This window comes from Lacticaseibacillus salsurae, from assembly GCF_045862175.1.
Lineage (GTDB): Bacteria > Bacillota > Bacilli > Lactobacillales > Lactobacillaceae > Lacticaseibacillus > Lacticaseibacillus salsurae.
The window spans coordinates 25,221-38,605 of record NZ_BAAFZI010000021.1; the positions used below are offsets into that span (position 1 = coordinate 25,221).

Below are 13,385 nucleotides of genomic sequence, written 5' to 3' on the forward strand. Positions count from 1 at the left end.
CCACTTTTCAAGTTGTCCTCACCAACAAATTCCTGACACATCATTTTGTTTACTGCACGTTTGTATCCACGATCGGCTCGCCGTTGTGGTAGCCTTCATAAACCAAATGGTCACGATCAGTCGCATAAAAAACGACCGCAGGATCTTCTTGTTGAGGAATGCGCTGAATCACCACTGTTTTACCGTTGGCTAAGTGCGTCAATGACCAGGTGGTCCCATATTGATCATGCAACTGCGCGGTACGCCCATGAGCAGTGAAGTCGGATCTATCCCAATCTGGCCCAGGATCATGCAAAACCGCGATCACTGCAGTTTGGAGCGCAGCATCTTTTGAATCTAATTGCCTCAAGTAATCGATGGCTGTGGATTGCGTCCAATCCGCCGCGCTGACGTTAACGTCGCTAACTGTGCTATTTTCGCGCAGGATCTGCGAAAAACCGTCTTTTAGCTGATCATTTTGCGTTTCATAAAACCACAGTGTGCCACCATTCGTGGTTTCCGACACCAAGACGACTGGACTGTTATCTTGCGTATCCAGCGCAAATAAATACAGTACCGGCCAATAATGGCCGCCTTTACCACCGACAGCCGCAGCCATCACGCGAAAACGCGCCTTTCCAAGATCCTCGTTGGCATGATACCACGAAAGTCGGGCGTTTTGATCATAGACGATTTCATCTCGCCAAGTGTGATCGATCACGTTCGGATAAACAAATCCCAAATAATCAACCCGCTTGCCATCATATGTCCCAACAAAATGTTGATCCATCGATGCTTGCCATGAACTCATGAATTTCGCCAGCTCATCATCCTGCTGCACCGTCCATAAAGAGTCTTGGGTATCATCCGCGTATGGATGTTGCGCAGAATTAACTGCAGAACTTGAACTGTTGCGCTTTGAATACGACTGCTTGTGCGTTTTCACAGTCTTTGGTGGCGAACTTGTCTCGTTTGGGCCAGAAACTTGACCGCAGGCAGTTAAGCCGAATAACACGACAAGCAACAAACCTGACCATAATGACTTTCTCATAATCATAGCCCCCAACAAAATTGATGACCTCATTATAAGCAATCGCATCGTCGAAGAAAGCGCATTCTTTATAAAAATTTCTTGTTGATCTGACACTACTTGTTCAGGAACACTCAGCACACCAGCTACACGATGAAGCCCCCGATCCTAAATGACACTAAAAAACGGCACCCACCTAACGGCCAAATGTTGATAGGCCGCGGATGAGTGCCGCTGGTTTTATTCTAAAATATTATTGTTCAGTATACCAAGTGTAATGGTACATGCCATCGCGATCAGTCCGCTCGTAAGTGTGAGCACCGAAGTAATCGCGTTGGGCTTGTAAGATGTTGGCTGGCAATACTTCGCTACGATATGAATCGTAGTAAGAGATCGCCGCCATAAACCCAGGCACAGGGACACCGGCTTTAGCTGCTAAACCAACTAAGTCACGTACTGCTTCTTGATAGTTCTTGGTGATGTCGATGAAGTAATCGTCCAACAACAAGTTCTTCAAAGCTGGGTCTTTTTCATAAGCGTTGGTGATATTTTGCAAGAATTGCGCGCGAATGATGCAACCGGCACGCCAAATCGAGGCGATTTCACCGTAGTTCAAGTCCCAGTTGTAGTGTTCAGAAGCCACACGCATTTGTTCAAAGCCTTGCGCATAACTCATCAACTTGGAGAAGTACAAGGCCTTGCGGATCATTTCGATGGCTTCAGCCTTGTCGCCAGCGTCAACATTGCCCACTGGCTTTGGCAAAACTTTGCTTGCCGCGACCCGTTCGTCTTTCATCGCGGAAATGTAACGCGCGTATAAGGATTCAGTGATGACCGATTGCGGCACACCTAGTTCGGCAGCAGATTGGCTGCTCCACTTACCAGTGCCTTTGTTGCCGGCGCGATCCAAGATCACGTCAACGATCGGCTTGCCAGAACCCAGATCATCTTTGCGCGTCAAGATCTCAGCCGTGATGTCGATCAAGTAAGAATGCAATTCGCCTTTGGACCAGTCCGCAAAGACTTTGGCGATTTCATCCATATCCAAGCCCACAAAGTTGCGCAGCAAGTTGTAAGCTTCAGCGATCAATTCCATATCGCCATATTCGATACCATTGTGCACCATTTTGACGTAATGGCCGGCACCATCTGGTCCGATATAAGCCACACAGGCGGAACCGTCTTCGTCTGCTTTAGCAGCGATCTGATTCAACACTGGCGCAACCAAATCGTACGCTTCACGTTGGCCACCTGGCATCAAACTTGGGCCATGCAACGCGCCGAGTTCGCCACCAGAAACGCCCATGCCAATGAAGTTGATTCCGGAGTTAGCGAGGTCTTTGTTGCGACGACGGGTATCATGGAAGTTGGTGTTGCCACCATCGATCAAAATGTCGCCTTTATCCAATAATGGCAACAATTGCGCGATCACGGCATCCGTGCCGGCCCCAGCTTTGACCATCAAGATGATCCGGCGAGGCTTTTCCAAGCTGGCCACAAAGTCTTCGATGGTGTAGCTTGGGACTAATTTTTTATCTGCGTGGTCTTTGGCCACAGTTTCAGTTTTGCTGGCGGTACGGTTATAAATGGCGACGGTGTAGCCGCGGCTTTCGATATTCAAAGCCAGGTTTTTGCCCATCACGGCCATGCCAATGACGCCAATTGTCGGTTTATCCATTAAATATTGCCTCCTAATACGCAAAAAAGCGCAACTTCGTACCTTTTCATGGTAGCAGAATGAAGCCCAGATTAAAAGCGCAATAGCCTGAAATCAACAATTCGGCGATTGAAATATTCCTTTTACGCCAAATAAAAAGCGCGAAGCCATCACGCTTCACGCTGTTGTTGTCACTTAATCGTTGTCATTTGAGTCGTCGTTGTCATCAAACATTCCTTTTAAGCCAGCAAATGGGGAATTGGCTTCATTTTCTTTGGCTTTCGTGGCAGCAAAGTCATCTTCTGACACCACTTCCCAATCTTCGCCTTTAGGCATGTTGGCGCCTTCTTGTTCTTCTGGCGTCAAGATCTGCATGGGAATGCTCAACAAAATGTGATCCAACACGGCGCTGCCAAGATCCAACTCATCATCTTCTAAGGTGATCACCAATTCGCCATCTTGATATTTATCGCGTTGGGCGTCATCGGTGACATAGATCTCGCTGAAGGTGAAGTCAAGCGGCAGTGGCACTGGCGTCAGAGAACGCGTTGAAGGTACGGTCAGTTGGCCTTTGATCGTCGCTGACAACAAGAAGTCGCCATCATCGGCACTTAAGTAAGCGTCTAACTGCATTGGCGTGGCGTCTAAAATTTCTGGGTCGCGCGCTAACAGTTCCGCTTTGACATCCAAAGTTTCTTGAACATGCATGGGACTGTGTTTATATTTTGCCAAATCGGCAACGGTAAATTTAAGCATAATGCCTCCTAATCAAAACGATATGGGATCCGGCCATAATTTTGGTCCGGTGCTTGCAATAAGGTGAGCACATTATCGGCTTGTTGTTGCACCGCCAGCAACCCTTTTGGCGCCAGTTGGGCGGCAGTGGGTTTGACGATCAGCGGCAAGCTGACCGATTTTTTCACTTGGTGCAGATACGCTTGGCCAGCTTGAGTAAAGCCTAACACATGCAAAAACCGATGGGCTTGCCCAGTGTCAACTTGTTCTTGGGTGAGGTTCAACACCACATTCAAACACAAGCGGCGCAATCTGGCATAAGTGTAGCGCTTGGATTTGATCGCCGCCATAAACGCGTCAAAAGAATCGCTGCCTTTGATCTGTTGGCTCAAGCGATACTGCAAGCCTTCACTCATGCCACTGATCTGTTCAAGTTCGGCTAAACTTGCGGTCAATAAGCGATATTTCAGCATCGGAAACAATTGATCCCACGTGTAATGCGGATGCTTTAAACTCGCCAATGACGCTTGAGGCACCCATTTGTCCACAGACTGACCGCTGGTGATCAACGTCCGTAAGTGACTGGCACTGGCAAAATCCGACGCTGCTTGTTTGGCGTCATGGTCAACGCCAACACGTGGGATCGCGATCAGCTGCAAGTGCGCGTTCAACGACAAGTTTGCCTGCGCATAACTCATCCCCAACAATAAATTCGGTTGGGCCAAGTCTAACCCAGTGGCTTGTTGATACTGGTGATTGAGCTGAGTGGCGTAAGTTTGAGTGAAATCATGAAACCCGCTGGCATCCAGTTTGGCCGCTTGCAGTTTTTCCGCTGCAACTTGATAATCCACGTCAGGCGCTTCACTGCCAAAAGCCAGCTGCAACACGCCTAACGCTTGCATGATGGCAACGCCGCCAGTGGCAAATTGAGGCGCGGCTTGCACCGCATCAAATACCGGCAATTCGACCACCAAATCGGCGCCACATTGCAAAGCGGCTTGGGCGCGGGCCCATTTATCCAGCAAGGCTGGTTCACCACGCTGGACAAAATTTCCTGACATCGCCACGACCACCACGTCAGCTTGTGACAGTCGCCGCGCTTCATTCAAGGCATGCACATGCCCATTGTGCAGCGGATTAAATTCCGCGATCATCCCCACTGCTTGCATCACTAGGCCTTTTTGGCGTGGAAAAACCAGCGCGTATCAGTGTCTTCAACAGCTTTTTCACCAAAATCAGCGGTGACTTCAATGTTGGAGAAGCCGACTGCTTTCAGTTGGGCAACAATGTCCGCTAATGGATAAGTGCGTTCATGATGGGTCTCTTGCATCGGGTGGTAGGCGTCGAGTTTTTCGTCATAAACAAAAAACGTCAGATCGTGTTCCACTGTGTGCGGCAAGTCCCCGGCGTAGCTGCTCCACATAAACGCATAGTCTTCTGTTTGATAGTTGTACATGTAGCCAGGGAAAACGTCATCGATTTGATGCAAGGAATGCGCATCAAAAAAGAAATCCCCACCAGCATCAAGGACGCTGTACACGGCTGCAAAAACTTGACGGACATTGTCAAGATCTGGCATATAGCACAGTGAATCATCAAAACACGTCACCACAGACACTGGCGGCAAGCCACCAAGATCGCGCATATCCCCTTGCATCAGTAACATTTGCTTATCTTGGGCAACCAATTTGGCTTCTGCCAGTGCCAGCATTTCCGCAGACAGATCAAACAGCGCCACATCATACCCAGCGTCTTGTAGCAATAAGGCCAAGCTACCAGAGCCGCCTGCTAATTCTAATAATTTCTGGCCATGTGGGTCAACGCGTTGTTGCACATAATCACGCCAGCGCAAATACAGCGAGTCGTCCATCAATGTATCGTACACTTGAGCGAAGCTGGAGTAGATCATTATTCAGTGACCCATTGTGCCACATCTACTAATGGCGCATCTGACCACAGTTTCTCTAAATTATAAAAGTCACGTTCTTCAGGCACGAAGACATGCACCACGATGTCATTGAAGTCCATCAGCATCCAACGCGACCCTTTTTTGCCTTCGATGCGCGGTTGATTGCCGCCTGCCAATAATACCGCGTCTTCGATCCCGTCGACAATGGCTTGCACTTGGCGTTCAGTATTCCCGTTCATGATGACAAAATAATCGGCCAATAATGACACCCCTTGCATATCTAATGCGACGATATCATCGGCACGTTTGTCATCAGCGGCTTTAACAATAGTTTCCAGTAATTGGGTTTTGTCCATGATTACTCCTTTGGTTGAATGAATGCGTTATAAGTCAGTAAAGTTTTGGGATACACGATTTGGCGATTGGCGATCAAATACGTCAACGTGTTTTCCAGTTCGATCAAGGTGGCTTCGCGCATGTTGGTTTGCGCCGCTGTGCGGGCTTTCACTTCTGCGTCAAGTTTGCGCTCAGGTTCGATGAAGTCAGCCACAAAGACGATTTGATCTAAAGTCGACATTTGCGGATCGCCAGTGGTGTGGCGCTCGATGGCTTGAATCACCAAATGATCGGTGATGCCGACTTCTTGTTTGATAAACCAAGTGCCGACGATACCATGCCAGATCCCGCGATTGTAATGCAAAAGACCCAAGTCAAAGCCATTGCGCTTGATCACATCGATGTATTCGGATTTGGCAATTTCTTTGGCATAATCATGCAATAACCCGGCCAATCCGGCGCGATCGACATCTTCGCCGAAACGCTTTGCCAAGTCGCGCGCCGTGGCTTCAACGCGCAAACAATGCTGATAACGCGCTGGGCTTAACCGATTTTGTAACAAGGCTAAAATGCTGGCCCGCGACTGCCCGTTGGTCAATTGACTCGGGTATTCAATGCTCGCCAAGATATAATCCTTCTTTCTTAATGTACGCACGCACCGCTTCCGGCACCAAGTAGCGAATACTTTGGCCGCTGGCGACCCGCTGGCGGATCTGGGTTGAAGAGATCTCGATGATCGGCGCGTCGACCCAAACGATCGGGTAAGGGCTGCTCGGCGTGTAGCCAGGACGCTTGACGCCAACAAAAGTCACCAGTTTCACCAAGTCGTTGATGCGATACCACTTGGGTAAATACTCAACCATATCGGCGCCGATAATGAAAAAGTAATCCGTATCTGGATGCAACTTTTTCAAATCGACCATGGTGTCATACGTGTAACTCACCCCACCGCGCTCCAGTTCACAAAGTTCCAACCCAAACAGCGGGTTGTCTTTGATCGCCAATTCCAACATCGCCAAGCGCTGGCTGGCATCAATGGCGACTTTGTGATCCACATGCGGCGGCTGATTATCAGGCATAAAGCAAACTTGCTTCAAGCCTAACTGCGTGCCAACAGCCTCGGCCATGATCAAATGCCCGTTGTGGATCGGGTTGAAGGTGCCGCCAAACAGCGCCACTTGTTTGCGCCGCGGCCCTAAGATCTGAACCGATTCCCGCGGGGTGATCACCGGATGCGTCAAGGTGGTCGTTTTCATCACTGTTTCCATGGCTAGCGCCTAGAGTTTCGCCAATTCAGCTGACAACTTGCGGTTTTCCGGATCAAAGGCACGCTTATAAACCACTAAGTTGCGACCGATCGTTTGGGCGATCTCTAAGCCAGGAATGGCTGTTTGTAGCGCTTCACCGACTGATTTTGGGGTATCATCAGTAGCTGGCAGTAAGCTGATCTTGACCATTTCACGCGCTTCAAGGGCGGCTTTGACGCCATCGATGAAAGTGTCAGAAATGCCGTTTTTGCCGACATTGATCAACGCTTTTTGCGTCATGGCAAGGCTGCGTAAATAACGTTTTTGTTTCCCTGTTAACATGATTTCTCCTTTATACCAATGCGTTGCGTAACAAGACATCGACACCTTTAGGCGCCCAACCGGCGACGGTCACGCCTGCAGGCACGACGATCCAGCCTAAACCGGCAAAAACCAAGTCAGATTTTTGCTTGGGGGTGAATTCAAAGCGGACCAAGTCAGGAAAGTCAGCGCCTGGACGCGGTGGCTGCAATAACCCAGCTTTGTGCTTTTCATAAAACGCGTCCGCATTTTCTAATTTCGTGCGATGCAATAATAATTGGTTATCCACATAAATGGTGAAGCCTGAACGCTTGCCGCGCAAGAAATCAAAGCGCGCCAAACCGGCTAAGAAAATCGTTTGCCCAGGATTTAACTGGTAAACTGCTGGGCGGATCGGCTTAGTCGGCGCCACTAAGTTCAGATCTTTGGTGTCGATATAATGCGCCATTTGGCCGTGATGAATGATCCCTGGGGTGTCGATCAATGACTTGCCGTCTGCCAACGGGATCTCGATACGATCAAGGGTCGTACCAGGAAAGCGTGACGTGGTGATCAATTCTTGCACGCCAGTCAAGCGTTTGATGATCTGATTGATCAAAGTCGACTTCCCGGTGTTAGTCACACCGACCACATACACATCGCGGCCTTGGCGATATTTTTCAATGGTGGCCAATAATTCGTCGATCAACTTGCCTTTTTTGGCAGAAGTAAGCATCGTGGCCACTGGACGCAAGCCTTGTGCATGAGCCGCTTGGGCCAACCAGTTGGTCAACTTGCGCGGATTCACGGATTTTGGTAAGACATCCGCTTTGTTGCCCACTAAGATCACGGGGTTATCCCCGACAAAGCGATGCAAGCCTGGGATCACAGACCCGTTGAAGTCAAAAATATCCACCACATTGACGATCAGCGCGTCACTTTGGCCTAACGCGTTCAACAAGCGCAAAAAGTCGTCATCTGTCAACTCGACATCTTGGACTTCATTGTAATGCCGCAAACGAAAACACCGTTGGCAATACACTTCCGCGTCAGGATCGGCTTGGATCTTAGCCAAGCTGCTAGCGGGCAAATACCCGGCTTTGGCTTGATCTTCCGTTTGTAATAATGCCCCACACCCAATACAGCGCAATTCTTCAGTCATTAATGTCCTCCCTATAAGTCAAACGACTTTTGCCGCCTAACAACCAAAACGCCCCGCGTTCAAAAAAGCGCGTGATCCGCGTATTCCACGCATCGGTTTGCACCAGCGGCTGCACTAAGATCGTTTTGACCCCAGCAATGTTGCCTGCCAATACATCCGTCAGCAGCTGATCGCCGACCATCACCACTTCTTGGCGCTTTAAGCCTAATTGCTTTAACGCGCGATTGATGCCAACTGGTAATGGCTTAAGGGCGCGTGAAACAAAAGGTAGTTCTAATTTGGCCAGCGCGCGCTTGACGCGGTCATGATTATTGTTTGACACCACCATCACGATCACGCCGGCGTGTTGCATTTGCGCCAGCCAATCATGTAACTGTTTGGTGCCATCAGGATTGTTCCAAGCGATCAAGGTGTTGTCTAGATCACACAATACCGCTTTGATGCCTTGTTGTTGCAAGTGCTTTGGGGTCAGGCCATAGACCGCTTGCACCAGCCACGTTGGTTTGATTACTGCCACACATGGGCCTCCGTTTCTTTGCATATCTAACCTATTATACCAAAGATGACAGGTAATGCCCACCAGTGCCAAGCGTGAAAATCGCCTTTTGGCAAGCAAGCGTGTACACTGAGCTTAAAGGTAAAAAGGAGGTCTGGATTTTGGCCACACAACCATTACTCGGCTTGCATCATGTCACCGCCATGGCAAGCGATGTGAACGCCACTTTTCACTTATTGACCCAAGTGCTCGGCATGCGGTTGATCAAACGCACCGTCAATTATGATCAGCCGAACACTTATCACTTCTATTTTACTGATGTCGCTGGCACGCCAGGGACTGATCTCACCTTTTTCTTCTTCCCGCATCAATCACGCGCCATTCGTGGCACCAACATGATCGCCAAGATCAGCTTGCGCGTGCCTGATGATCAAGCGTTGTTGCGCTGGATCCAGCGTTTAGCTGATGCTGGCATTGACGCGACGCGCATTGAACAATTTGGCGATGCTGGGTTGGAGTTTGTTGATCACGATGGGCAAGTCTACCAACTGTTGTCTGATGCCCATGACTTGACGCCTGCACGCAGTCAGCCTTGGCCTGATGGGCCAGTTGATGCCGATATGGCCATCGGCGGCCTCGGCCCGATCACGCTTAATGTGGTCAACGCTGAGCATTTGGCTTATGTGTTAAGCGAGATCTTAGGGTTTCACTTGCTGGCAACTGAAGGTTCAAAACAGCTGTTTGCCTTAGGCGCTGGTGGCCATAGCCGGCAAGTGATCGTTGATGAACAACCCCACTTACCGCTTGCCAAAGCTGGCTATGGCATGGGTCATCACGTGGCGTTCATCACCCAAGACTTGCCGCATTTGCAACAGTGGGTCGCGCATTTGGCGCAGTTTGATCTGTCACAATCTGGGGTGGTCGATCGATTTTATTTTCAGTCTGATTATTTTCGCCCCAGTCCTCAGTTATTGTTTGAATTAGCCACCCAAGGCCCTGGATTTTTCCAAGATGAACCCCAAGCGTCAGCTGGCAGTCACTTGGTGTTGCCTCCATTTTTAACTGCGCAACGCCAGCAGATCTTGTCAGGGCTTGCGCCTTTGTCGATAGGAGGTCGCCATGACGATTTATGAACCCGGAACCAGTGCCACCACCTTGATCTTACTGCATGGCACTGGCGGCTCAGAACACGATCTGATCCCCATCGCCAAGTTCTTAGCGCCAGATGCGGCACGTTTGGCAATAGGTGGGCGCGTTCGTGAAAATGATCAAGCGCGCTATTTTGCCCATAGCGCAGATGGTGGCTTTGATCTAACAGATGCCAAGCGCCAAGCCACCTGGTTGATTGGCGAGTTGACCAAATTACTCACCACTTACCAACGTGATCCCCAACACGCAATGGTGTTAGGCTATTCTAATGGCGCCAATCTAGCCGCTTATGCCATGTTGCATCAAGCGGTGCCTTGGCAAGACGCCATGTTATTGCATCCCGTGGCGATCTCACCGCAGCAACCCACGCGGCGGTTGGTCAATCGCCGTATTTGGCTGACCCATGGTAGCGGGGATCCGTATAGCACCAAAGAAAATTTTGCCTTGTTGCAGACGCAATTCACCCAAGCTTTTGCTGCTGTGGCCACGTATTCGCATCGCCGCGGACATGCGCTGATCAAAGCCGAATTGAACGCGACGTCGCGGTGGCTAAAAACGATCCTTGAGGAGGACACAAAATGAAACGTTTTGGTTTTGAACATTTTGGTGGCCCGCATGTCTTGACCACCATTAACGCGCCGGCCCCGCAACCCAAAGCCGGCCAAGTCCAATTGGAAGTGTTAGGTTTTGGGTTGAACCCTTATGACGCCAGCTTACGCCGCGGCGAACAAACGAGCCGCCAGTTGCAATTCCCGATCGTACCAGGGACGGATGTGGTTGGGCGCGTGTCAGCGTTAGGTGAAGGCGTTACGGATCTCGCCTTGGGGGATGTGGTGATCAACTATCGCCCGCTTGGCGGCTACAGTGAATTCGTCACCGCCAGCACCAGCAAACTCATCAAAAAGCCCACTGCCATCAGCTTTATGACTGCCGCCGCTTTACCACTAGTGGGCGTGGCGGCGTTTTCGATTTTCAACCAGCTTGATCTGCACCCAAAAGACCGCTTAGTGATCATCGGCGCAGGCGGTGGGATCGGTAGCGTGTTGCTGCAACTTGCTAAAGCCCAAGGCGTGCATGTGATCGCCATTGCCGCATTGTCTCATCATGATCAACTCAAAGCCCTTGGTGCTGATGTGATCTTAGATGATGTGGAAGCGCAAGCATTGCGCTCGCATCATTATCCCACGGTAGTCAATGTACGCTTCAACGGGGCTACCACGCCATTGGCCCAGCGCTTAGTGGCAAGCGGTGGTAAATTATTGACCAGCGCGTTTGTCGACGTGCCTGATGGCGATTATCAAAACCTCCACTTGACCAAGCTGGCGGCAACGGATGTCGCGTTGGCGGCGTTGGTGGCCACAGCCCGTAGTTGGGGGTTGTCAATAACCATCGGCGAAAGCCTGCCGTTCACCTTGGCCGGCGTGCGACGCGGACATGAGTTGCTAGAAGCCGGTAACACTGGCGGCAAGTTAGTCGTGATGCAACCAGACGCCGTCCTCAATGCCGCGCATGTGGATCGCAACTTATTGTAGCAAAAGACGTCGGGTTTCCTCTTTAATAGAAGAAACCCGACGTTTTTTTGGTCAATTGTGATCTAATTTGCTGTCATCTACCGCATCTAAGGCCTGCTGCACCGCATCTAACGTGTCCTTTAAGGTGTCTGGGTCAAACGGCGAGCGCAAATGCCCGGTTTGAAGCAATCCCATCAAGGTTTGCGAGCCCCCAGCTTTGGCCATCGCCATGTAATCGTCCCAAGCCTGCGGGTCATGCGCCACGTTGAACCTTTGCCAGAATTCAAATGCGACCACTTGGGCAATGGTGTAATCCAAATAATAAAATGGCACATCAAAAATATGGGCTTGGCGGAACCAGTAGATGCCATGATCCAAGGCCGGATTTTGACTGTAGTCGCGATCTGGGCAGTATAATTTTTCTAATTTGCGCCACGCCGCTTTGCGCTGAGTCGGCGTCCAATCCGGATGCGTATAAACGTCATGCTGAAAATGATCAACTAAGATCCCATAAGGCAGAAATTCTAATGCCGCTTGCAAATGGGCATATAAATATTTGTCTGTTTGCCCTTCAAAAAATGCTGGCATTTCAGGATAGGCAATGAACTCCATGCTCATGGAAAAGATCTCAGCGGCTTCGTTAGTCGGAAAAACCGTGTCCCCTGGTTGGATCCATCGCGCCACATAAGTTTGAAGCGCGTGCCCAGCTTCATGCGTCAACACATCGACATCGCCGCTGGTGCCATTGAAGTTGGCGAAAATAAACGGCGATTCAATACTTGGAATATATTCCGCGTAACCACCGCCAGCTTTACCAGGCTTGGCCACTAGGTCCAACAAATGCGCATCGATCATATGTTGAAAAAACTCCCCGGCGATCGGCGCCATGTGATGGTACATGTGGTTGGCTTTGGCCACCAATTCGATCGGCGTGCCCACTGGCTTGGCGTTGCCTGATTTGAACTGGACCCCGAGATCATAATACTCCAACTTGGCCAAGCCTAAACGCTTGGCTTGTTTTTGCCGTTGGGCGAGGACTTTAGGCACCACTTGGGTTTGGATCGCTTGGCGATACTTGGCCACTTGCGCTTCATCATAATCAAAGCGATCCATAAAGACGTAGCTCATTTCAGCGTAGTCTTTAAAGCCCAAGGTATGCGCCATTTGCGTGCGGACTTGCACCATTTGGTCATAGATCGCATCGATTTGCGCTTCATGATCGGCAAACCATCCCCAATAAGCGGCGCTGGCAGCTTTTCGAATTTGGCGATCAGCCGCGGCCATTGGGGCGCCTAATTGGGCCAAGGTGTAAAGTTTACCGTCAAATTCAATTTGCGCGCCAGCAGTTAAATTATCGTATTCGCTGATCAACTGATTGTCGCGCTGCTGTAGTTCAAGCACTGCCGGCGTTTGCACCCGCAGTTGCGCTTCGGCCTTCAAGAAAAACGGTTTGGGATACACTTGCGACAACACGTCGCGATAAGGACTTTTCACCAAGGCTTTGAGGTAATCGGTTTCCGCATTGTCATATTGTGGGCCATATTCGTTCCAATAATCATCTTCTGCGGTGTAATACGCATCGCGGGTGTCGATACTGTGGCGGATCGACGCCAACATGGCCGCAGACATCACCGCGTTAACGGCTGGTACCGTGGCTTTGGCAACTTGAAGGGCCGCGTTGGCATCTGGTGCTTGAGCTAGCGCTTGTGCGGCTTTGGTCATCGTGGTTTGATATGTGTGAAAATCTGGGTCTAAAATTTTTGGTGTTGAAGAGTACTTCAACGCTGGAAGTTTTAGGCCTTTTTAGATAACACAAAAACACCTACTCCCTCCAGTGTTATGCTTTAAGCGACCAAACCAAAAGATAAACGAGG

At 50.1% G+C, this 13,385-nt stretch carries 15 protein-coding genes; 3 read left to right on the plus strand and 12 right to left on the minus strand.

What is annotated here, in order from left to right:
- Window positions 1-49: 49 nt before the first annotated feature.
- The 11 genes from ACKTSG_RS07825 to ACKTSG_RS07875 form a co-directional block, all read right to left on the minus strand.
- The gene (locus ACKTSG_RS07825; RefSeq protein ID WP_407893589.1) at window positions 50-1,030 is read right to left on the minus strand and encodes a DUF4767 domain-containing protein; all 981 of its coding nucleotides are present in this window, start codon (window positions 1,028-1,030) and stop codon (window positions 50-52) included.
- Window positions 1,031-1,262: 232 nt separating this feature from the next.
- Window positions 1,263-2,687, minus strand: a complete 1,425-nt coding sequence (gene gnd / locus ACKTSG_RS07830; RefSeq protein ID WP_407893591.1) for an NADP-dependent phosphogluconate dehydrogenase — start codon at window positions 2,685-2,687, stop codon at window positions 1,263-1,265.
- Window positions 2,688-2,861: 174 nt separating this feature from the next.
- Window positions 2,862-3,422 carry a YceD family protein gene (locus tag ACKTSG_RS07835; RefSeq protein ID WP_407893593.1) on the minus strand — a complete coding sequence of 187 codons (561 nt, stop codon included), beginning with the start codon at window positions 3,420-3,422 and terminating at the stop codon, window positions 2,862-2,864.
- A gap of 8 nt (window positions 3,423-3,430) precedes the next feature.
- Window positions 3,431-4,570, minus strand: a complete 1,140-nt coding sequence (locus ACKTSG_RS07840; protein WP_407893595.1) for a nucleotidyltransferase — start codon at window positions 4,568-4,570, stop codon at window positions 3,431-3,433.
- Window positions 4,571-4,572: 2 nt separating this feature from the next.
- Window positions 4,573-5,310, minus strand: coding sequence for a class I SAM-dependent DNA methyltransferase (locus ACKTSG_RS07845; RefSeq protein WP_407893597.1), 738 nt, complete (start codon window positions 5,308-5,310; stop codon window positions 4,573-4,575).
- Complete coding sequence (gene rsfS, locus ACKTSG_RS07850; protein WP_407893599.1) at window positions 5,310-5,666, minus strand: ribosome silencing factor; 357 nt, start codon at window positions 5,664-5,666, stop codon at window positions 5,310-5,312. The genes ACKTSG_RS07845 and rsfS overlap by 1 nt, the downstream gene beginning before the upstream one ends.
- A 2-nt stretch (window positions 5,667-5,668) precedes the next feature.
- A complete protein-coding gene (gene yqeK, locus ACKTSG_RS07855; RefSeq protein ID WP_407893601.1) occupies window positions 5,669-6,271 on the minus strand; it encodes a bis(5'-nucleosyl)-tetraphosphatase (symmetrical) YqeK in 603 nt (200 codons plus the stop codon).
- On the minus strand, window positions 6,258-6,914 hold the full coding sequence (locus tag ACKTSG_RS07860; RefSeq protein ID WP_407893603.1) for a nicotinate-nucleotide adenylyltransferase: 657 nt from the start codon (window positions 6,912-6,914) through the stop codon (window positions 6,258-6,260). Before ACKTSG_RS07860 ends, yqeK begins: the two co-directional genes overlap by 14 nt.
- Before the next feature lie 9 nt (window positions 6,915-6,923).
- On the minus strand, window positions 6,924-7,235 hold the full coding sequence (locus ACKTSG_RS07865; RefSeq protein ID WP_407893605.1) for a YhbY family RNA-binding protein: 312 nt from the start codon (window positions 7,233-7,235) through the stop codon (window positions 6,924-6,926).
- A gap of 10 nt (window positions 7,236-7,245) precedes the next feature.
- Window positions 7,246-8,355: a ribosome biogenesis GTPase YqeH gene (gene yqeH, locus ACKTSG_RS07870; protein ID WP_407893607.1), complete on the minus strand. Its 1,110-nt coding sequence runs from the start codon at window positions 8,353-8,355 to the stop codon at window positions 7,246-7,248.
- Complete coding sequence (locus tag ACKTSG_RS07875; protein WP_407893609.1) at window positions 8,348-8,872, minus strand: YqeG family HAD IIIA-type phosphatase; 525 nt, start codon at window positions 8,870-8,872, stop codon at window positions 8,348-8,350. Before ACKTSG_RS07875 ends, yqeH begins: the two co-directional genes overlap by 8 nt.
- 140 nt (window positions 8,873-9,012) lie before the next feature.
- Here ACKTSG_RS07875 and ACKTSG_RS07880 point away from each other — a divergent pair, with 140 nt between their 5' ends.
- Genes ACKTSG_RS07880 through ACKTSG_RS07890 form a run of 3 tightly spaced genes read left to right on the plus strand, consistent with a single transcriptional unit; the run spans window position 9,013 to window position 11,532 of the window.
- Window positions 9,013-9,984, plus strand: coding sequence for a VOC family protein (locus ACKTSG_RS07880; RefSeq protein WP_407893611.1), 972 nt, complete (start codon window positions 9,013-9,015; stop codon window positions 9,982-9,984).
- Window positions 9,971-10,582 carry an alpha/beta hydrolase gene (locus ACKTSG_RS07885; protein ID WP_407893612.1) on the plus strand — a complete coding sequence of 204 codons (612 nt, stop codon included), beginning with the start codon at window positions 9,971-9,973 and terminating at the stop codon, window positions 10,580-10,582. Before ACKTSG_RS07880 ends, ACKTSG_RS07885 begins: the two co-directional genes overlap by 14 nt.
- Window positions 10,579-11,532: an alcohol dehydrogenase catalytic domain-containing protein gene (locus tag ACKTSG_RS07890; protein ID WP_407893614.1), complete on the plus strand. Its 954-nt coding sequence runs from the start codon at window positions 10,579-10,581 to the stop codon at window positions 11,530-11,532. The genes ACKTSG_RS07885 and ACKTSG_RS07890 overlap by 4 nt, the downstream gene beginning before the upstream one ends.
- 51 nt (window positions 11,533-11,583) lie before the next feature.
- Here the strand turns inward: ACKTSG_RS07890 and ACKTSG_RS07895 are convergent, their stop codons facing one another.
- Window positions 11,584-13,293 (minus strand): M3 family oligoendopeptidase, encoded by a 1,710-nt coding sequence (locus tag ACKTSG_RS07895; protein WP_407893616.1) that lies wholly within the window; start codon window positions 13,291-13,293, stop codon window positions 11,584-11,586.
- Window positions 13,294-13,385: the final 92 nt, after the last annotated feature.

Coding starts and splice junctions, on each gene's coding strand:
- ACKTSG_RS07825 (WP_407893589.1), bottom strand. CDS start 1,030: ATGAGAAAGTCATTATGGTCAGGTTTGTTGCTTGTCGTGTTATTCGGC.
- gnd (WP_407893591.1), bottom strand. CDS start 2,687: ATGGATAAACCGACAATTGGCGTCATTGGCATGGCCGTGATGGGCAAA.
- ACKTSG_RS07835 (WP_407893593.1), bottom strand. CDS start 3,422: ATGCTTAAATTTACCGTTGCCGATTTGGCAAAATATAAACACAGTCCC.
- ACKTSG_RS07840 (WP_407893595.1), bottom strand. CDS start 4,570: ATGCAAGCAGTGGGGATGATCGCGGAATTTAATCCGCTGCACAATGGG.
- ACKTSG_RS07845 (WP_407893597.1), bottom strand. CDS start 5,310: ATGATCTACTCCAGCTTCGCTCAAGTGTACGATACATTGATGGACGAC.
- rsfS (WP_407893599.1), bottom strand. CDS start 5,666: ATGGACAAAACCCAATTACTGGAAACTATTGTTAAAGCCGCTGATGAC.
- ACKTSG_RS07860 (WP_407893603.1), bottom strand. CDS start 6,914: ATGGAAACAGTGATGAAAACGACCACCTTGACGCATCCGGTGATCACC.
- ACKTSG_RS07865 (WP_407893605.1), bottom strand. CDS start 7,235: ATGTTAACAGGGAAACAAAAACGTTATTTACGCAGCCTTGCCATGACG.
- yqeH (WP_407893607.1), bottom strand. CDS start 8,355: ATGACTGAAGAATTGCGCTGTATTGGGTGTGGGGCATTATTACAAACG.
- ACKTSG_RS07885 (WP_407893612.1), top strand. CDS start 9,971: ATGACGATTTATGAACCCGGAACCAGTGCCACCACCTTGATCTTACTG.
- ACKTSG_RS07890 (WP_407893614.1), top strand. CDS start 10,579: ATGAAACGTTTTGGTTTTGAACATTTTGGTGGCCCGCATGTCTTGACC.